General features: G+C 63.1%; 14 protein-coding genes. 12 read left to right on the top strand and 2 right to left on the bottom strand.

The annotated features are described in order from the left end of the window. Positions 1–166: 166 nt before the first annotated feature. From H2170_16850 to ltrA, 12 genes are all read left to right on the top strand, one after another. Entirely contained in the window at positions 167–967 is an 801-nt protein-coding gene (locus tag H2170_16850; GenBank protein MCS6301738.1) for an urea carboxylase-associated family protein, read from the top strand. A gap of 68 nt (positions 968–1,035) precedes the next feature. After that, positions 1,036–1,695 carry an urea carboxylase-associated family protein gene (locus H2170_16855; protein MCS6301739.1) on the top strand — a complete coding sequence of 220 codons (660 nt, stop codon included), beginning with the start codon at positions 1,036–1,038 and terminating at the stop codon, positions 1,693–1,695. Positions 1,696–1,875: 180 nt separating this feature from the next. After that, positions 1,876–5,487, top strand: coding sequence for an urea carboxylase (gene uca, locus H2170_16860; GenBank protein MCS6301740.1), 3,612 nt, complete (start codon positions 1,876–1,878; stop codon positions 5,485–5,487). Between the two features lie 478 nt (positions 5,488–5,965). After that, positions 5,966–6,808 carry an outer envelope protein gene (locus H2170_16865; GenBank protein MCS6301741.1) on the top strand — a complete coding sequence of 281 codons (843 nt, stop codon included), beginning with the start codon at positions 5,966–5,968 and terminating at the stop codon, positions 6,806–6,808. 62 nt (positions 6,809–6,870) lie between these two features. Beyond that, on the top strand, positions 6,871–7,974 hold the full coding sequence (locus tag H2170_16870; GenBank protein ID MCS6301742.1) for a BMP family ABC transporter substrate-binding protein: 1,104 nt from the start codon (positions 6,871–6,873) through the stop codon (positions 7,972–7,974). A 435-nt stretch (positions 7,975–8,409) separates the two neighbouring features. Further along, entirely contained in the window at positions 8,410–9,483 is a 1,074-nt protein-coding gene (locus H2170_16875; protein ID MCS6301743.1) for an ABC transporter permease, read from the top strand. After that, positions 9,480–10,409 (top strand): ABC transporter permease, encoded by a 930-nt coding sequence (locus H2170_16880; GenBank protein MCS6301744.1) that lies wholly within the window; start codon positions 9,480–9,482, stop codon positions 10,407–10,409. The genes H2170_16875 and H2170_16880 overlap by 4 nt, the downstream gene beginning before the upstream one ends. A gap of 13 nt (positions 10,410–10,422) precedes the next feature. Further along, positions 10,423–11,106 (top strand): cysteine hydrolase, encoded by a 684-nt coding sequence (locus H2170_16885; GenBank protein ID MCS6301745.1) that lies wholly within the window; start codon positions 10,423–10,425, stop codon positions 11,104–11,106. A gap of 41 nt (positions 11,107–11,147) precedes the next feature. Beyond that, entirely contained in the window at positions 11,148–12,692 is a 1,545-nt protein-coding gene (locus H2170_16890) for an ABC transporter ATP-binding protein (protein ID MCS6301746.1), read from the top strand. 36 nt (positions 12,693–12,728) lie between these two features. After that, positions 12,729–13,391: a cysteine hydrolase gene (locus tag H2170_16895; protein MCS6301747.1), complete on the top strand. Its 663-nt coding sequence runs from the start codon at positions 12,729–12,731 to the stop codon at positions 13,389–13,391. A gap of 19 nt (positions 13,392–13,410) precedes the next feature. Continuing rightward, a complete protein-coding gene (locus tag H2170_16900; protein MCS6301748.1) occupies positions 13,411–13,833 on the top strand; it encodes a cupin domain-containing protein in 423 nt (140 codons plus the stop codon). Positions 13,834–14,450: 617 nt separating this feature from the next. After that, complete coding sequence (gene ltrA, locus H2170_16905) at positions 14,451–16,151, top strand: group II intron reverse transcriptase/maturase (GenBank protein MCS6301749.1); 1,701 nt, start codon at positions 14,451–14,453, stop codon at positions 16,149–16,151. Positions 16,152–16,679: 528 nt separating this feature from the next. Here the strand turns inward: ltrA and H2170_16910 are convergent. Next, positions 16,680–17,726, bottom strand: a complete 1,047-nt coding sequence (locus H2170_16910) for a J domain-containing protein (GenBank protein ID MCS6301750.1) — start codon at positions 17,724–17,726, stop codon at positions 16,680–16,682. A 157-nt stretch (positions 17,727–17,883) separates the two neighbouring features. Next, positions 17,884–20,118 (bottom strand): ATP-dependent RecD-like DNA helicase, encoded by a 2,235-nt coding sequence (locus H2170_16915; GenBank protein MCS6301751.1) that lies wholly within the window; start codon positions 20,116–20,118, stop codon positions 17,884–17,886.

The raw sequence follows: 20,118 nt of genomic DNA on the forward strand, positions 1-20,118 counted from the left end.
GTCTGCGCTACTTCTCAGCACCGAGCCAGACCACACGGAGGTGGTCCCTCCCTCGGCCCAAGCGTCCCCTCCGCGCTCTGCCTCTTTCATCCTGCTATTTTCGGCCGCCAGCCCCCGCTGGCATCGTTCTTGCAGTAACACGTTTTAATAAAATCGTAACACCGCCATGCCGCTCCTCGTCCCGCCCGCCGCCACCGGCACCACTTTCACCACCGCCCGCCCCACCGGCCCCGTGCCGCAGCCCGGCGCCATTCCTGCCGACCGCCTGCTCACTGAGGAAACCCTCCCCGGCGGCACCGCCGTCTCATTCACGCTCCGCCGCCACCACACGCTGCGCCTGACCGCCCTCGAAGCCGGCGCCAATGTTTCCTTCCTCTGCTTCAACCGCCACGAGCTGCTCGACCGCTACAACATGGCCGACACGCTCAAGGGCCAGCATACCGCCCGCCTCACCACCGGCTTCATCCTCGTCTCCGACATGGGCCGGGCGATGGCGTCGATCACCGGCGACACACTTGGTTGGCACGACCCGCTCGGCGGCCACGACACCGCCGCCCACGTTGAGCAAAAATGGGGCGCCAAAACCTACCAGACCGCCCGCAACGCCTGGCACCGCAACTCCCGCGACCACTTCCTGATCGAGCTGGGCAAACACGGCCTCAACGCCCGCGACCTCGTCCCCAACGTTAACTTCTTCAGCAAGCTCTCCACCGACGACGCGGGCCGCCTTTCCTTCGTCCCCGACCACGCCCAGGCCGGCGACTTCATCGACCTGCGCGCCGAGATGGACCTGCTCATCGTACTCACGACCTGTCACCACCCGCTGGACACGTCGTCCGCCTACGGCCCCAAGCCGGTAAAACTCCAGCGCTACCGCAGTGATCCGCCCCCGGCCGACGATTACTGCCGCACCTACCGCCCCGAAAACGAGCGCGCCTTCCACAACGCTGAACTCGCCGCCTTTTAATTCCGTCTCCGCGACCTCCGTGCCACCTCTCGAGCCCTCTGTGTAACCCTTCTGTCTCCGTTTCCTCCATGTCCGTCCTCATCTACACCGAATCCCCCCACGCACCCGCCGCCGCGATTTACCGCCGCACGATCCCCGCCGGCGATTTCTGGATGCACGAAATCAAGGCCGGACAAACCCTCCGCATCCTCGATTTGGAAGGCAACCAAGCCGCCGACACCCTGTTTTACAACGCGACCGACTTCCGCGAACGCTACAGCGCCCAGGACACCATCCGCGAAAACGGCGGCATCTACCTGACGACCGGCACCCGCCTGTATTCCAACGAACTCAACGTGCTCGTCGAGATCACCGCCGACACCTGCGGTCGCCACGACACGCTCGGCGGCGCATGTGCCTGCGAAAGCAACACCGTCCGCTACGGCCACGGCACCCGCCACATGCACTCCTGCCGCCAGAGCTTTTTGCTCGGCCTGATGACCTGGCCCGGCGCGACGAGCTTCGAGCTCAACAAACGCGACATCCCGGCGAACATTAACTTTTTCATGAACGTCCCGGTCACGCCCACCGGCGGCCTGCAATTCGAAGACGGCGTTTCCGCGCCCGGTAAATACGTGGAAATGGTCGCCCGCATGGACGTCGTTTGCCTGATCAGCAACTGCCCCCAGCTCAACAACCCCTGCAACGCCTACAACCCCACCCCCGTCGAAGTCCTCATCTGGCCCTAATCTTTCTCTTTCCTCTTTATCTTAATCTTTCTCCTCCGATTCCGACATCAGTGTTCATCAGTGCCCATTAGTGGTTAAAACCTCCGAATCCGCCTCCGTCTCCGTGATCTCCGTGCCACCTCTCGTGCCCTCTGTGTAACCCTTCCGAATCCTCCGACTTCTTCCGACTTCCCCGTCCCCGTGTTCACCAAAGTCCTCATCGCCAACCGCGGCGCCATCGCCTGTCGCGTCATCCGCACCCTTAAAAAAATGGGCATCGCCAGCGTCGCCGTCTACTCCGACGCCGACCGCCATTCGCTCCACGTCGCCCAAGCCGACGAAGCGGTCCACCTCGGCGCCTCTCCCGCCGCCCAGAGCTACCTCGACGCCGAGAAAATCCTCGCCGCCGCCAAGGCCACCGGTGCCCAGGCCATCCACCCCGGCTACGGCTTCCTCTCTGAAAACGCCGACTTCGTCGAAGCCTGCGAAGCCGCCGGCATCGCCTTCATCGGCCCCCGCGCCGCGCAGATGCGCCAGCTCGGCCCCAAGCACTCCGCCCGCGCCCTCGCTCGCGCCCACGGCGTGCCGCTGCTCCCCGGCACCGACCTCCTTCCCGACCTCGCCACCGCCCAGCGCGAGGCCGCCCGTATCGGTTATCCGGTGATGCTCAAAAGCACCGGCGGCGGCGGCGGCATCGGCATGTCCCTCATCCGCAAACCCGCCGAACTCGCCACCGCCTTCGACTCCGTCGTCCGCCTCGCCCAAAACAACTTTAAAGACGGCGGCGTCTTCCTCGAAAAGTTCGTCGAGCACGCACGCCACATCGAAGTCCAGATTTTGGGCGATTCCCACGGTCACGTGGTCGCCCTCGGCGAACGCGACTGCTCGGTCCAGCGCCGCAACCAAAAGGTGGTCGAGGAAACCCCCGCGCCCGGCCTCACCGCCGCCCAGCGCAGCGAATTGCTCGCCTGCGCCGCTCGCCTCGGCACCGCCGCCGGTTACACCAACGCCGGTACCGTCGAGTTCGTTTACGACAACGCCACCGGCCAATTCTACTTCCTCGAAGTTAACACCCGCCTCCAGGTGGAACACGGCGTCACCGAGGAAGTCACCGGCGTTGACCTGGTCGAATGGATGATCCGCGCCGCCGCCGGTGAGCTCGACCTGCGCACCTACACGCCGTCCGCCTGCGGCGCCTCCATCCAGGTGCGCCTTTACGCCGAGGACGCCGGGAAAAACTTCCAGCCCGCCGCCGGCACCCTCACCGACGTCTTTTTCCCCAAAACCGCGCGCATCGAAACCTGGGTTGAAACCGGCAGCGAAGTCTCGGCGTTTTACGACCCGCTGATCGCCAAAATCATCGTGCGCGGCAGCGACCGGGCCGACGCCCTCACTCGCCTTGACGCCGCCCTCGCCGACACCCGCGTTTACGGCCTGGAAAACAACCTGCCGTACCTGCGCCAGATCATCGCCAGCGAAGGTTTTCGCGCCGGTGCCGTCACCACCAAGTACCTCGCCACGCTGCCTTACACGCCCGCGACGGTCGAAGTCCTCGAAGGCGGCACCCAGACCACCGTGCAGGACTACCCGGGCCGCATCGGTTACTGGGACGTCGGCGTGCCGCCCTCCGGCCCGATGGACAATTTGTCCTTCCGCCTGGCCAACCGCCTGGTTGGCAACCCCGACACCGCCGCTGGCCTGGAGTTAACCGTCAACGGCCCGTCACTGCGCTTCAACACCGCCGCGGTCGTCGCGCTCACCGGCGCGAATATGCCCGCCACTCTCGACGGCAAACCGGTCGCCGCCCAGCGCGCCTTCCGTATCCGCGCCGGCCAGACGCTGCGCATCGGTTCGATTGCCGGCCCCGGCCTGCGCACCTACCTCGCGATCCGCCACGGCCTCGATGTGCCCGACTACCTCGGCAGCAAATCCACCTTCACCCTCGGCCTGTTCGGCGGACACGCCGGCCGCGCCCTGCGCACCGGCGACGTCTTGCGCGTCCACCGCTCCACGCCCGCCGGCGTGACCGACTCTGCCCCGCTCCTACGCGCCCCCGCCACCATCCAGCCCCCGCTCACCCGCGAATGGCAGATCGGCGTGCTTTACGGCCCGCACGGTGCGCCTGATTTCTTCACCGAGGCCGACATCAAAGTCCTGCTCACGACCGCCTACGAAGTTCACTACAACTCCGCCCGTACCGGCGTGCGCCTGATCGGCCCGAAGCCCGAGTGGGCGCGACGCGACGGCGGCGAGGCCGGGCTGCACCCCTCGAACATCCACGACAACGCCTACGCGATTGGCGCGGTGGATTTCACCGGCGACATGCCGATCATCCTCGGCCCCGACGGCCCCAGCTGCGGAGGTTTCGTGTGCCCGTTCACGATCGTGCAAGCGGAACTTTGGAAAATGGGCCAGCTCAAGCCCGGCGACCAAGTCCGCTTCGTCGCCCTCACCGCCGAGCACGCCCGCATCCTCGCCCTCGCCCAGGACTCCGAAGTCGAGTCCCTCAAGCGCGCGCCCAAGCCAAAGTGTCACCCATTAGGTGACACTCCCTCCGAGCCCGCAGTTATTCATCACCTCCCAGCGCGGCCGACTGCGCCCGCCGTGGTTTATCGCCGGGCCGGTGATTCGTACATCCTGGTTGAATACGGCCCGCTCCAGCTCGACATCGCCCTGCGCATGCGCGCCCACGCGCTGCTCACCTTGCTCAAACGGCACCCTATCCCCGGCTTGATCGACCTCACCCCCGGCATCCGCTCGTTGCAGATCCACTTCGATTACCGCATCCTGCCCATGGAGCGGCTCATGGAAATTCTCCTGCGCGCCGAGGGCGAACTGCCGCCAGTCGACGACATGGAAGTGCCCTCGCGCATCGTCCACCTACCGCTGTCCTGGGAGGACGAATCCACCCTACTCGCCATCCGCAAGTACATGCAAATCGTGCGCAAGGACGCCCCCTGGTGCCCGAGCAACCTGGAGTTTATCCGCCGCATCAACGACCTGCCGAACCTGCAGGAGGTTTACCGGATCTGTTTCGACGCGAGCTACCTGGTGCTCGCCCTCGGCGACGTTTACCTCGGCGCGCCCGTGGCCACGCCGATCGATCCGCGCCACCGCCTCGTCACCACCAAATACAACCCCGCCCGCACCTGGACTCCGGAGAACGCGGTCGGCATCGGCGGCGCCTACCTGTGCATCTACGGCATGGAAGGCCCCGGCGGTTACCAGTTCATTGGCCGCACCTGCCAGATGTGGAACCGCTACAAGCAGACCGCCGACTTCGTGGACGGCAAACCGTGGCTCTTGCGCTTCTTTGACCAGATCCGTTTTTACCCGGTGTCCAACGCCGAGCTGACGAAATTCCGCGAGGATTTCCCGCAGGGCAAAGTGAAGCTGAAGATCGAGGAAACCACCTTCCGCCTGCGCGATTACCAACAGTTTCTCGCCGACAACGCCGGAGAAATCACCGCGTTCAAAACCAAGCAGCAGGCCGCCTTCGAAGCCGAGCGGCAGCGCTGGGTGGAGAGCGGCCAGCTCAACTTCTCCGCGAGCGACGAGTCGGCCGCCGTGGTGGACGAGCAGGCGATCCCCGCTGGTTGCGTGGCCACCCCATCGCACATCCCGGGCAACATCTGGAAAATCCTCGTCGAAGCCGGTGCTACGGTGAGCGAAGGCCAGCCGCTGGTGATTCTCGAATCGATGAAGATGGAGGTAACCGTGGTGGCCTCCCGAACCGGCAAGGTGCGCGAAGTGCGATGCGTGGAAGGCCGCCCGGTCGCCGCCGGCGAAACCCTGATCGTCATCGAAGGCTGAGGGCTAATTTGCGCTCGAGGGGAGGATTACGCTGAACCTTGAGCTCACGCTCAAGGCCACCAGGAGGGGCTACATGCCGAAGGACCAAGCGCCGGATAATCCGACTCCTCGTGGCCTTGAGCGTGAGCTCAAGGTGTTTTCAGCTCCGGGTCGCCCCTGCGCAGCCGAACCACCTGCGCGTTTTTAATCAGCTGGTTGTACGCCAAAGCCGCGAAATCACCGCTTCCGGGCCAGGCACGTTTTTGGCCCAAATTCGAGTGTCGCATTTGGCGACACTCAGGCCCGCAGCAAGGCTAGTGCGGCGTTGCATTTTTCGGCACAAGAAAGCTGTAACCGGCTTTCAGTGACCGCAACCCGTTAACGGTAAGTATTTTAAATGAAGCCTGAACGGCTGGCATACGGGTGGCTAAAGCAGGGTGCAGAACGTCAGGCCGATCGCCTGACCCAATCCACCCTCGCTTCCACACCACGTCAGCCCATGAAACGTATCCTCAGTCCCGTTGCCAGCGCCGCCCTCGTCGCCGCGCTTTCTTTTACCGCCGCCGCCAGCGCTTTCGAATGGAGTGACAACTTCATCGGCTATCGCACCGGCACCACGTACCGCGAGCCCGTGAACTCGAAGGACATCTCCAAAGACATTCTCCAGTTCCAGCACGTCGACGGCTATAAGTACGGCAGCAACTTCTTGAACATCGATTACCTGAAGTCCGACGGTAACGACAAAGAAGACGGCGGGCCCGATGGTGCCGAGGAAGTCTATGTGGTTTACCGGCATACGCTCAGCCTGAGCAAGGTGACCGGGAAGTCCTTTAAGAGTGGAATCATTCGCGATTACGGCTTCGTCACCGGCTTCGACGTTAACTACAAAAACGACACCTTCAGCCCCGCTGTGCGCGAGCTCTGGGTCGGTCCCTCCGTTGATTTCGAAGTCCCCGGCTTCTTCTCTTTGGGGCTGATGTTGGACAAGGAGTACAATAACAACTCCATCGTTAATAAACACGTCGAGTTCGACGCCACCTGGGCACTTTGCGCCGCGTGGGGCATCAACTTTAAACTCGGTCTGCCCGTGGTTTTTAAGGGCTTCTCCAGCTACATCGGGCCGAAGGGCAAGGACGGCTTCGGCGTCAACACCGAGGCGGAGTGGCTGACGGAGGCCGCCCTCATGTTCGATGTCGGCTCCACCTTCGGCAAAAAGGGCACCTTCTACGTCGGGCCCGGCTACCAGTATTGGAAAAACAAATTCGGCAATGATTCCTCCGCCGACAGCACCGGTGGCTGCACCGCCTCGGTCTTCCAGCTCCAGGCCGAAGTCCACTTCTGATCCCGCGCCCTTTGGCCGGTTAACTGCTCAGCGATCGTCCGTCCCACCGTCTTTTTAATTCCATGAAACACACCCGTTCACTGCTCCTGTTCGCAACCGTCCTTTCGATGGCGGTTGCCGCCTTCGCCGCGGAAATGTCCGTCGGCTTCATCTACGTCGGCCCCAAGGACGACTACGGCTACAACCAATCCCAGGCCGAGGGTTGCGCCGGTATCCAGAAACTCCCGTGGCTGAAGGCTACCGAGGAGGCCAGCGTGCCCGAGACCACCGCCGCCCAGGAGACCATGCGCAACATGATCGAGCTCGAGGGCGCCACCCTGATTTTCCCGACCTCGTTCGGTTACTTCGACCCGCACATCCTGAAGGTCGCCAAACAATACCCCAAGGTGCAGTTCCTCCACTGCGGCGGTCTCTATGACGCCGCCAAACATCCGGCCAACGTCGGCAGCTACTTTGGTTACATCGACGAGGCGGTTTATGTCGCCGGTATTGTGGCCGGCCATACGACCAAGTCAGGCAAACTCGGCTTCATCGCCGCCAAGCCCATCCCGCAGGTGCTGCGCAACATCAACGCCTACCTGCTCGGCGCGCGTTCGGTTAACCCTACTGCCACCGTGCAGGTCGTCTTCACCGGCGACTGGTCGGTGCCGGTCAAGGAGGCCGAGTCCGCCACCAGCTTGATTAACCAGGGTGTCGATGTGCTGACCTGCCACGTGGACAGCCCCAAGGTCATTCTGGAAACCGCTGAGCGCCGCGGGGTCTATGTCACCGGTTACCATGTGAACGGTGCCAAGCTTGCGCCCAAGGGCTATCTGACCGGTGCCGAGTGGAATTGGACGAAGGTCTACACCGACTACGCCGAGGCGGTCAAAGCGGGTAAAACCCTCGCCGCCGGCACCATTCCGCACCTCGTGCGGGGCGGCCTGAAAGAGGGCTTCGTGAGCGTCTCCGCCTACGGCCCGGCCGTGAGCGCCGCCGCCAAGAAGGACGCCGACGCCGCCAAGGCCGGCCTCATCGCCGGCTCGCTGGTGATCTTCAAAGGTCCACTCAAGGATAACACCGGCAAGGAGATCCTTCCCGCTGGCAAATCCTACCTCCAGCAGGACCTGGCGCTCGAATCCATGGGCTGGCTGGTCGACGGGGTGATCGGCGGCACCAAGGGCTGAGCGCTCGCCAGTCCGCGCTCAAGCTGAGCTTAAAACACTCCAGTCGAGGTGGCGTTAATTCTGTTGGAGAAAAACACCCTGCGCTCACGCGCAAGGCCACGAGGAGAGTCTCCCCTAGTGTGATCAACCGAGTGTGGCCCTGAGCGTGAGCTCAGGGTGGCAGTAAACCTTAGTCTAAACGCAAATTCGTAAACACCGCCTCGTGTAACCGTGTTCGTGTTACGCAAACACGTCCGGGTTAATTATCCTCATTCGTTTCCCCGTAGCGCAGGCTTCCAGCCTGCTTTGCCTCACCGAGGCAGACTGGAAGTCTGCGCTACTTTTTCGGACGGTTTTCATCGGGTCCTGAGTCCCCACGCACGCTCGGCCCGGTAACTGCTCATTCGCCCCGTCTTCCCTGTCCGCACCCGTTAATCGCCGCTCTCTCCCGCCTAGATGAGTAACCCACCGCTCCCGCCCACCTCTCGCCGCTGGCGGCCCGCCCTTGAGGCCGTGGCTTTGCCGGTCGGAGCCGTGCTCGTGGCGCTTCTCCTTTTCGGCGTCTTCTGCGCAGTCCAGGGTGCCAATCCACTCAGCGTATTCAAATCGATCCAACGCGCCTCCTTTGGCAGTTGGTACTCGTTTCAAAATACCCTCATCCGGGCCGCCCCGCTCATTCTCACCGCGTTGTGCACCGCGTTGCCAGCCCGGCTCGGTTTGATCGTGATCGGCAATGAGGGCGCGCTCGTCGTGGGTGGATTGGCAGCAACCGCTGCCGGACTAGCCGCCGCCTCGGCTCCACCCTTTGTTGCGCTAACGATTATGGTGCTCGCCGGTATGGCGGGCGGCGGCGCCTGGATCGGCCTGGTCGGCCTGCTTCACTACCAGCGCGGGGTGAACGAAACCATCAGCGGGCTTCTCCTCAATTACGTGGCGATCGCCGTCTTGAGCCACTTGGTCAACGGCCCGATGCGCGACCCTGCGAGCCTGAATAAGCCGTCGAGTTACTCCTTCGCCGAAACCCATCAACTGGGCGGAATCGCCGGCAGTAACGTCCACTACGGGCTGGTGTTCGGCGTGGTGTTCGCGGTCTTCGCCTGGGTGCTGATGGAGCACACCAGCTTCGGTTTCAAAGCACGCATGATCGGCGGCAACATTCGTGCCGCGCGCATGGCCGGCTTGCCGGTGGCGCGCCTCGGAATCACCACCTGCCTACTGGGTGGCGCGGCGGCCGGTCTCGCCGGCATGGTCGAGGTGGCCGCCATCCACGGCCGCGCCAACGAGTCGCTTGCCGCCGGTTATGGCTACGCGGGCATCCTGGTCGCTTTTGTCGCCCGCTTTCGCGGCTTGCCCATCATTCTGGTGGCCGTGCTGCTGGGCGGAATCCTCGCCAGCGGCGGCATTTTGCAGCGCCAGTTTAAACTGCCCGACGCCACCATCCTCGTGTTCCAGGGCATCGTCTTCCTGTGTATCCTGTTTAGCGATTCGCTCTACGGACGCTTCGCCTGCTTTAAGGAGAAAACCGCATGAACGCCTCTGAATCCATTGGCTGGTGGGGCGTCGTGCTGGGGATCTTCGCGGGGGCTTTGCGCGGCGGAACCCCGTTTTTGTTGGTCAGCCTCGGCGAATGCCTCACCGAAAAAAGCGGCAAGATTAACCTCGGGCTTGAAGGCACGCTGCTGATGGGTGCGATGAGCGCCTACGCGGTTTCTTACCATACCGGCAACCCGTGGCTGGGCGTCATGGCTGCCTTCGGGACCGGCGCTGGCCTGGGGGCGATCCACGCGCTTTTGGTTTCGCGGCCCAAGGTCAACGATGTCGCCGCCGGTATCGCCATGCTCATCTTCGGCAGCGGCTTGGCCTTCTACCTAGGCAAACCCTACATTCGGCCCAGTGCGCCCCAGTTGCCCGCCCTCTCGCTCGGGGGTTGGAGCGAGCTGCCGCAGCTTGAGGCGGCGCTCAAACTCAGCCCGTTGTTTGTCCTCGGGGCCGGGCTGGCCTTACTCCTCAGCTGGGCGTTCAACTGCACCCGTTGGGGTCTGCGGGTGCGCGCGGTTGGCGACGCCCCGGTCGCCGCCCTCGCCCTGGGCATGTCGGTTAAAAAAGTTCGCTTTGTCGCCATCGTGTTGGGCAGCGCGATCGCGGGACTGGGCGGCGCGCACCTGTCGCTGTTTTATCCAGGTGCGTGGACCGAGGCCATTTCCAGCGGGCAGGGCCTGATGGCGGTGGCGCTCGTTATTTTCGCCCGCTGGCGGCCGGTACACTGCCTGTACGCGTCGATGATTTTCGGTGGCACCCAGGCCATCGCTCCGGCCCTGCAAGCCATCGGCATCACCTCGGGTTACTACCTGTGGAATGCCGCGCCGTATGTCCTGACCTTGGTTGTCATGGTCATCACCTGTTCGCCCAAACGCACCCTGGCCGGTTCACCCGGCGCACTCGGCACCGCGTCTTAATTTTTTAAAAATCATGAGCACCCGCTACGTTAAATCCGAACCCTATGCCTGGCCCTACGACGGCGATCTGCGCCCCGAAAACACGGCCATTTTGGTCATCGATATGCAGACCGATTTTTGCGGTCCGGGCGGTTACGTGGATAAGATGGGTTACGACCTAGCGCTGACGCGCGCGCCGATCGAACCGATCAAACGGGTGCTCGCGGCGTTTCGCGCCCAGGGCTACCACGTTATGCACACCCGCGAAGGCCACCGGCCGGACCTCTCCGACCTGCCCGCCAACAAACGTTGGCGCAGCCGGCAGATCGGCGCCGGTATTGGCGACGTGGGGCCGTGCGGGCGCATTCTCGTTCGCGGCGAACCCGGCTGGGAACTCATCGAGGAGTTGCGCCCCGAGCCGGGCGAGGCGGTGATCGACAAACCGGGCAAGGGCTCGTTTTACGCCACCGACCTCGACATGCTTCTGCGCGGCAAGGGGGTGCGCAACCTCGTGCTCGCCGGCATCACCACCGACGTGTGCGTGCACACCACGATGCGCGACGCCAACGACCGCGGCTACGAGTGCCTGATCTTGTCCGATTGCACCGGGGCCACCGACCCCGGCAACCACCTGGCGGCGCTCCACATGGTGACGATGCAGGGCGGGGTGTTTGGCGCCGTCGCCGATTCCGCCGCGCTCATCGCCGCGATCAGTTGAGTCCAGCCCGCCCTTTTTTGTTTAAAAAAAACCGCCCACTTATGTCGGTCACGATTCCCCCGCACGTTCGCCCCAAGCACCCACCGGACTTGGAGCTTGTTGGAGTGACCAAGCGCTTCGGTGCCTTTACCGCCAACGAGGCCGTTTCGCTCAAGGTCAAAGCGGGTACGTTTCACGCGCTCATCGGCGAAAACGGCGCGGGCAAAAGCACGCTGGTTAAATGCATCATGGGCTACCACCTCGCCGACGAGGGCGACATCCTCGTCGGCGGGCACTCCCGCGAGATCCGCAACCCGCAGGACGCCTACGAGTACGGGATCGGCATGGTTTACCAGCACTTCACCCTGGTGCCCGCGATGACCGTGGCCGAAAACCTGGTGCTCAGCCGCCCCGATTTGCCCGCGATCATCAACTGGCGAACTGAGTTTGACCGCTTGTACGCGTTCATGCGCACCGCGCCTTTTCAGATCGATCTGGATACGCCGGCATCCCAGCTGGCCGCCGGCGAAAAACAGAAGGTGGAGATCCTCAAGCAGCTCTACCTCGACAGTAAGTTTCTCATCCTCGACGAGCCCACCTCGGTGCTCACGCCGGCCGAGGCTGACGAAGTCCTCGGACTGCTGCGCGGCAAAGTTGTGGCGGGCGAACTGAGCGTGTTGCTCATCACTCACAAATTCAGCCAGGTTATAAACTTCTGTGACGACGTGACCGTGCTGCGGCGCGGTCGCCAGACGGGCTCGGGGCGGGTCAAAGACCTCACGGCCGACCAGATGGCCGCCATGATGATGGGCGGCCAGCGCGAGCCCAAGATCGTGCCCAAGGCCGCAACGGCCCCCGGTGCGGTCTCGCTCGCCCTGCGCGGGCTGGGCGCCAACCGCGACAACGGCGTTCCGGCCCTCGTCGGCGTGGATCTTGAGGTCCGCGCCGGCGAGGTGGTCGGCATTGCCGGGATCTCTGGCAACGGCCAGCGCGAGCTCGTCGAGGTGATCGCCGGCCAGCGCGAGGCCACCGGCGGCGAACTCCGCGTGCAGGGCGAAGTCTACAAATCCACCCGCGCCGAGGCGTGCCGGCACCAGGTTTTTCTGCTGCCCGAAGAGCCGCTGCGCAACGCCTGCGTGCCCCACATGGGCGTGGCCGAAAACCTCGCCCTGCGCACCTTCGACCAGCCCCCGCTGGCGCGCGCCGGATTTTTTGTGAGCCAGGCGCGCATCCGCGCCAAAGGGCGCGAGCTGATCGCCCGCTACGGGATCAAGACGCGTTCGCCCGACACACCCATCGGCGACCTGTCCGGCGGCAACGTGCAACGCGCCGTGCTCGCCCGCGAACTCGGCAGTGGCACCGCCCGCGTGCTGGTGGCCGCCAACCCCTGTTTCGGCCTGGATTTCGCAGCTGTCGAAACCATCCACGGCCAGATCACCGAGGCGCGCAACCGGGGCGTCGGCGTGCTGCTCGTCAGCGAGGATTTGGATGAGCTGCTCGCCCTGGCCGACCGCATTGTCGTGATCGCCCACGGCCGGTTTGTCTATGAAACCACCCCGGCCACCGCGGACATCACCACCATCGGCCACCACATGGCCGGACATTAACCCGCACCGTTTTGCCTGCACGTATCCACCTCGACCATGACCGTCATTGCCGCGCTGCCCTATCCGTTTGAAGTGCCCGAGCTCCGCCGACTCGCTCTGGTGGTGATCGACATGCAGCGCGATTTTGTCGAACCCGGCGGCTTCGGCGAAGCGCTCGGCAACGACGTTTCCCTGCTGCGCTCGGCGATCGGGCCCATCGCCGAACTGCTGGCCGCGTTTCGTGCGCGCGGGCTGCCGATTGTCCACACGATCGAAGGCCACCGGCCGGGCCTCTACGACTGCCCGCCCTCCAAGCTCCAGCGCGGCCGCGGTTCCGTGAAGATCGGCGATCCCGGCCCGATGGGGCGGATCCTCATTCTCGGTGAGCCAGGCAACGGCATTATTGCCGAGCTAGCCCCGCGCGACGGCGAGTTGGTCCTGACCAAGCCGGGTAAGGGTGCCTTTTGCCGCACGGATCTCGAAGCCTGGCTCCTCCGCCAAGGCATCACCCACCTGCTCATCACCGGGGTTACCACCGAGGTTTGCGTGCAGACAACCATGCGCGAGGCCAACGACCGCGGCTTTGAGTGCCTGTTGGTCGAGGACGCCACCGAGAGTTATTTCCCTGAATTCAAACAGGCCACGCTCGCCATGGTGCGGGCGCAGGGCGGAATCGTCGGCTGGACCGCCTCCAGCGGCACGGTTCTTGCCGCCCTTTAACCCCATTTAGTTCTCACCGATGTCCGTCCCCCTGACGCCCCCGCCCACCGGCACTCCCGCACGCTACCAACCGATTGTCCTGCAGGATTTGTTCACCATCGCCGACTGGCAGGAGCGCATCGACTGGCAGCCCTTCAAGCCGGGGGTGGAAATCCACCGCCTCTACGGCGACGGCATCACCGGGCCGGCCGCCGCGCTGCTGCGTTACCGGGAGGCGGCCTCGGTCGCGCTGCATCGGCACACCGGTTACGAGCACATCCTGGTGTTGGCGGGCTCACAACGGGATCAAAACCTCACGGCCTGCTGCGGCACGTTGGTGGTTAACCCGCCCGGTACTGTGCACCGAGTGGCCAGTGACGCCGGCTGCATTGTGTTGGCGATCTACGCCAGTCCGGTCGAATTCCTCGGTGAAACCGGAGTTTCTGCGACGGCGGAGGCTTAACGCATTTGCGTTCAAGATGGGCAAAACGAAGTCGATTCGTGGGAGTGCGGTAACCTTTAGCCAAATACCTTGAGCTCACGCTCAAGGCCACGGGGAGTGTGTTCGCGAGGAGAGTGCCAAACACCTTGAGCTCACGCTCAAGGCCTGGAGTTTGGCCCCTGACTAGTCGAACGAAGATCAGCCGAATCCTTGAGCTCACGCTCAAGGCCACATGATTCGCGAACACACCCCTTGTGGCCTTGAGCGTGAGCTCAAGGTCTGGAGTTTGGCCGTTTAACCTGAATTCCGAAGTTCAAACCAACCACAGATTACACAGATTGCACAGATACAATCCCTTAGGAGGTAAACGGACTCAGCTCGATCCCCTTTTTTTTCATCCTGTCTTCAAATTCAGTAACACTCTGTTATCTGTGCTCATCTGTGAATTCCGTGGTTAAAACTTCGGCGTTCGGGTGTGCGACCATGAAACTAACAACCATAACAGTGAAAGTCTGTTCGACCGAATTTAACGATTCGCGGTCGAAGGGCCCGGTCACGGATGCAGGCCGCGAGGCCTCGCCGGAAAGCACGACCGTGTGCCCGAACCAGTCAGCCGCAACGAAGGTGAACCCCATTCAATGAGCTCCGTTACCGAAACAACCGACGAGTCCAGCCGCTACCTGAACGGTGAAGACTGCAAGGATCGGAAAAGGCAGTCTCGCAAAGACGTAGGACCTAAATCGTTGATTTCCGATCAACACGTCGGCGGAGTCAGCGGGGGCGGCGGGGTGGGAAAGGTCGTTAGGTTAAGTGGTGAGACCTGCGGCGGTGGGGCGTCTTGCGATGCCTCAACCACCGGCACAAGCGCGGCAAAACCTCGTAAGGCCGGACGGGCCGTGGCAGGAGTCGGAGACCTCCATAGTAGTGATGATCTAGCGGACATTAAAACCGCCGGGGAGCGAAGGGAGGGCACTTGTTCCCACGCATCACAGAGCGGCAAAGGACCCGACGATGGCTGGGGTGATGAACTCTGGATAAAAACGTCACCGAAGGTTCGGAAGCTGCAACGTGTGCTATATCGGAAAGCAAAAGCGGAGCCGCATTGGCGGTTCTATAGTTTGTATGGAGAGCTGTATCGGCAGGACATTCTGTCGGATGCGCTCGATCAGGTGATCGCCAATGACGGCGTGCCGGGAGTGGACGGGTTCGAGGTGGAAACGCTCGTAAAGAACGAAGCCTATCGGGCGGCATGGCTGCTTGCGCTGGCGGAGGAAATGCGAACGAAAACCTACCGACCCAGTCCGGTCCTGCGCGTCTATATATGGAAGGATCAGGCCAGGACCAAACGTCGTGCGCTGGGCATCCCTACGGTGAAAGACCGGGTGGTGCAAAGCGCGGCGGTGATCGTGTTGCAGCCAATCCTAGAGGCGGACTTCCATGACCATTCCTACGCCTACCGGCCGAAACGTCGGACCCATCAGGCGATGGATAAGGTCAAGGAAGCCATGCTGAGCGGAAAGGTGGAGGTGGTGGACGCGGATTTATCGAGCTACTTCGATATGATCCCGCACCGCGAACTCCTGCAATTGGTGGCCAAACGGGTGAGCGATGGGAGCGTGTTGCGTTTAATAAAAACGTGGCTGCGCGCACCCATCGTGGAAGAGGACCGGGACACGGGGTGCCGCAAGGTGAGCGCGAACCGGTGTGGCACGCCACAAGGCGGAGTTATATCGCCTCTGCTGGCGAACCTCTACCTCAACGACCTCGATCATGCGGTGAATGAGAAGTGCGAACAAAAGCCGACGATGGTGCGTTACGCCGACGACCTCCTGATCCTGTGCAAACCGGGTCAAGGGGCGGGGCTGCAAACGCGACTGAAACGGTGGCTGGAGGCACGTAAGTTAAAGCTCAACGAAGAGAAAACCCGACTGGTGGATACACGAAAGGAAGGCTTTGAGTTCCTCGGTTTTTCCGTCGCATGGCGGCAAGGCATGAAGAGCAAACGAAGGTATCCGCACGTGGACCCCAGTGCGAAAAGTCTGGCCAAGTTACGCGACAAAGTGCGGATGGAGCTAGATGTGCGAACGCGCAACCAACCGGCGGTGGCGGTGGTCCGCAAGGTCAACCAAATCACTCGCGGTTGGGCGACGGCGTTTCATTACGGCAACAGCACGCACGTGTTTAGTAACCAGCAGGCTTTTGTGCGCAACCGGTTGCGGCGGTGGCTGTGGCGAAAGTATAGCCGCACCCACGGACTCTTCGAGTTCTTCACCGACGACCGTTTGCATGGTCAATACAAACTATGGCACTGGCCGCTTACGGCGGCTTGGAAGCAATGAACTCCGCTGAAACCAAACCGAAAGAATGGGGACTCGGTAAGCCGTGTGCGGGAAAACCGCTTGCACGGTTTGACGAGGGGGAGGGTCGCGCTGACGGGTTACCGACGCGCGGCTCTCTCTACTCTACTTAACTCGTGCCAAGAACTATACAGGTGCTGCGCATCATGTATGGCGATCTGAGCTGATCACTCCGGAGAGTTTCGCAGACTTCGCAAAAGCCACCCGCACGTCAACGAACGCATCGAAACCCATGCCGTTGCTACCTGCGGTACGCTTCTACCTTAGCTGGGGGGACGGATCTCAACTCGTTTTGGGGCCAAACTCCAGTCCTAGGGCGTTGCCCTAGGCTGTGGTAGAGAGCCCCTTTGGGGCGGTTGTGCCTAACGACGCATGGCTGGCCAACTGCGGCAGCGTGAAATACGTGGTAGAAAGCCCCTTTGGGGCGGTCGGGCCTAACTAAGTGCCATTCGGCGCTGGGTTTTATTTCAGGAGGGTTGGGGCAGGTGCAGGTCATGCAGGGATGCCCCTTTAGCGACCTCGCCCGCGCCGCCGCTGGTGCGGCGTGGAGGCGGGCGCTTCCCACGCGGCGATGGTCTCGTTGAGGTAGGCGAGGTGGCGCTTCAGTTGTTCAAAGTCGCCGCGCAGAGAGGCTCCGATGTTGCGTAACAGCTGCGGGCGTTTGTTTTCCGCTAGGCTGAAGCGCCAGGCGGGCATTTTGCGGTAATCGCGCAGCTTGCGCTCGGTGTCACGGCGCGCCGCATCCAGTTCGGCAATCGCCCGCCGCAGCCGCCCGATGGAGGAATCGGGGCTGACCGTGTCGTTGGCCGTTTCCCATTCGATTTCCAGGCGGGCCAGCCAGTCGGCATCGCGGGCCGCCCAGGCTTGCTGGACTTCGTGCCAAAGCCGTTCGCGCGCCGGGGTCCACTCGCCGCCGCGGTCGGGGTGGAGGTGTTGCACTAGGCGCCGATAGAGCTCTTTGGCGTTACCGTGGTCGGCTGGTGAGCGGTCCGAGCGGCGTCCTCCGCCGAAAGGCGAATCACCGTCGTCACCCTCATCGCCAAAAAGGTCTTTGAAAAAATCCTCGAATTCGTCGTCCGAATCGTCGGGTTGGGTGGGGTCGCCGTGCGGTCGCCGGGAGTCGTCGGCGGCGGCTGGTTCGGGCTGCGGGTGGGCGCGTTCGTAGGCCTCGGGGTCGGCCTCGTAGTCGCGGTGCTCGCGCCAGACTTTTTTAACCGAGCGGCCGGTCATCGAAGCGGTGAACTGGGCTTGCTCGACGTCGCGGCCTTTGCGCTCCACTTCGGCGCTGAGTTCACGCAGTGCGGTGACGAGCTGGGGGAACGTTCCGTGCAGCCACGAGTTGAAGGCGGGGGTGTCGGTTTGTTCGTGGCGATGCAGGTCGCGGGCGGCCTTTTCGACGCGTTTACGTGCGGCATGAAAATCGGCCCAGACCGCATTTTGGATCGGGCGGTCGTCGATGACGATCAGCAGCCGACAACGCGAAAGGCGCACCGGGGCCGGGCTAGGCGGCGGGTAAAAGGCGGCGGTCTGACGGGCGGTGTGGCGCGGGCGTTTCATTTTTTAGGGAAAATAGGAGGCTCTGCGTAACCAAACGAAGCGGTGGATGTGGAGCGTTTTAAGTAGCCAGATACGCCAAAAAGTAGCGCAGACTTCCAGTCTGCTTTGAGCGTAAAGCAGATGCAGGCAGGGAAGCCTGCGCTACTTGTCGGAGTCATCAGGGTTTGCCGGTGAGTGCGGCGATTTTTTCACGCAGGTGGGTGGACCGGTCGCGCGCCTCGTTGTTGCGCACCGCCATGCCGTAAGCGGCCGGTTCGCCGACGATAAACACCTTTTTTTTGCCGCGCGTGATCGCGGTGTAGAGCAGGTTGCGCTGAAGCATCATGAAGTGGCCCTTGAGCAGCGGCACGATCACCACCGGGTATTCACTGCCCTGCGACTTGTGGATGCTGATCGCGTAGGCGGGCGCGAGATTGGCGAACTCGCCGCGGTCAAACACGTGCTCGTCACCGTCGAACTTCGCCGTGAGCGTGCCGGCCTCGGTGTCGACGGAGAGGATCGCGCCGATGTCGCCGTTAAACAGGCTCTTGTCGTAGTTGTTTTTGAGCTGGATGACCTTGTCGCCGGGGCGGTATTCGCCGTGCGGGCCGCGCAGGCCTTTGGCGTGGGGATTGAGCGCGGCCTGGAGCTGCACGTTGAGGTTGCTGACCCCGGCGACGCCCTTGTGCATGGGCGCAAGGATCTGCACGTCGCCAATGGGTTTGAACCACGGGTAGTGCGCGGGGATGAACTCGGTGCACAGCTGGATGGTTTTGCGCACGCAGTCCTCGGCCGATTCGGCGACAATGAACGTGAGGTCGCTCCAGGCCTGGGCGGCTGCCACCTCGTTGACGGAGGGAGGCAGGCCGGGTTCGCCGGCGTTGATGGCGTGGGCGGTGGTGACGATCTGGCTCTGGCCATTTTGGCGATAGATGACGTTGAGGCGGGTCACGGGCACCTGTTGCGTGGCGATCAGATCCTTGAGGACGTTGCCCGCGCCGACGGAGGGAAGTTGGTCGATGTCGCCGACCAGCAGCAGGTGGGCGCGCGAGGGCACGGCCTGGAGCAGCGCGGAGGCGAGGCGGGTGTCGAGCATCGAGGCCTCGTCAACGATGAGGAAGTCGGTGGCAAGGGGCTGGTGTTCGTTGGCGACAAAGCCGCCTTTGGAGGGATCGAACTTGAGTAGGCGGTGGATGGTGGAGGCGAAGCCGCCGGTGGTTTCGGACAGGCGCTGGGCGGCACGGCCGGTGGGTGCGGCGAGGTGCACGCGCACCTTCTTGGCTTTGAGGATTTCGACCAAGGCGCGCAGTATACTAGTTTTGCCCGTACCGGGCCCGCCGGTGAGAATTGAGAACTTGGATACGAGCGCGTTTTTCAGGCCGACGCGCTGCTGGTCGGCGAAGGCGAAACCGGCTTTTTTTTCGGCCCACTCGACTGCGGCGTCTGCCTTGATCGGCGGCAGTCCGCTGCCGACTTTGCCCAGGCGGACGACGGTGGCGGAGATCTTTTGCTCGGCGCGGTCGTTGACGGGTAGTTGCAACAGCGCCGAACCGGGCAGCGGGTTGTCCACGCCGGCGGGGGCGTGACTCACCAACTGGCGGGCGTCGACCAGGGCCACAAGGCGGGCTTCAAGGAAACGCGCTTCGGTTTCGAGCAGCGGGGTCGCGTAGTCGATCAGATCGGCCTCGCGTAGCGCGGTGTGGCCCTCCTCCTGGAGCGTTTCCATGGCGAAGAGCAGGCCGGCGTCGAGGCGCGGCGGGGCGTCGTTGGCGTAGCCCAGGTTGATGGCGATGCGGTCGGCGGTTTTGAAGCCGATGCCGTCGATCTCGCGGGCGACGCGGTACGGCTCGGTGGTGAGCACGCGTTTGGCCTCGCTGCCGTATTTGTTAATCAACTTCACGCACTGGCCGGTGGTGACGCCGTAGGTTTGCAGGAAGATGTAGAGCTCGCGGAAGGCGCGCTGGTCGTCCCAGGCCTTCTTGATGGCGGTGGCGCGTTTTTTGCCGATGCCGGGCACGTCGCGCAGTTTGCCTGATTCCTGACTGAGAACGTGAAAAGTGGCCGTGCCAAAGGCGTCGACGATCTTGTTGGCGTAGGCCCGACCGATGCCCTCGACCAGGCCGCTGCCGAGGTACTTACGGATGCCGTAGACGCTGGAGGGCAGCTCAGAGCGGAAGGCGTCGATTTTAAACTGGTCGCCGTGCTGGGCGTGTTTGGTCCAGGTGCCGCGCAGGTGGAGGGTTTCGCCGCATTGCACGCCGGGCAGCGCGCCGGTGATGGTGACCTTGGCGTCCTTGCCCTCGGCGGAGTCGGGGCGGAAGTCCGCGATCGTGTAGTGGTTCTCCTCGTTGAAGAAGATAATGCGTTCAAGAACGCCGGTCAGGGTGTCGGAATTGGCGGGAGCGGAGGCCAC

The organism is Opitutus sp. (assembly GCA_024998815.1).
GTDB lineage: Bacteria > Verrucomicrobiota > Verrucomicrobiia > Opitutales > Opitutaceae > Rariglobus.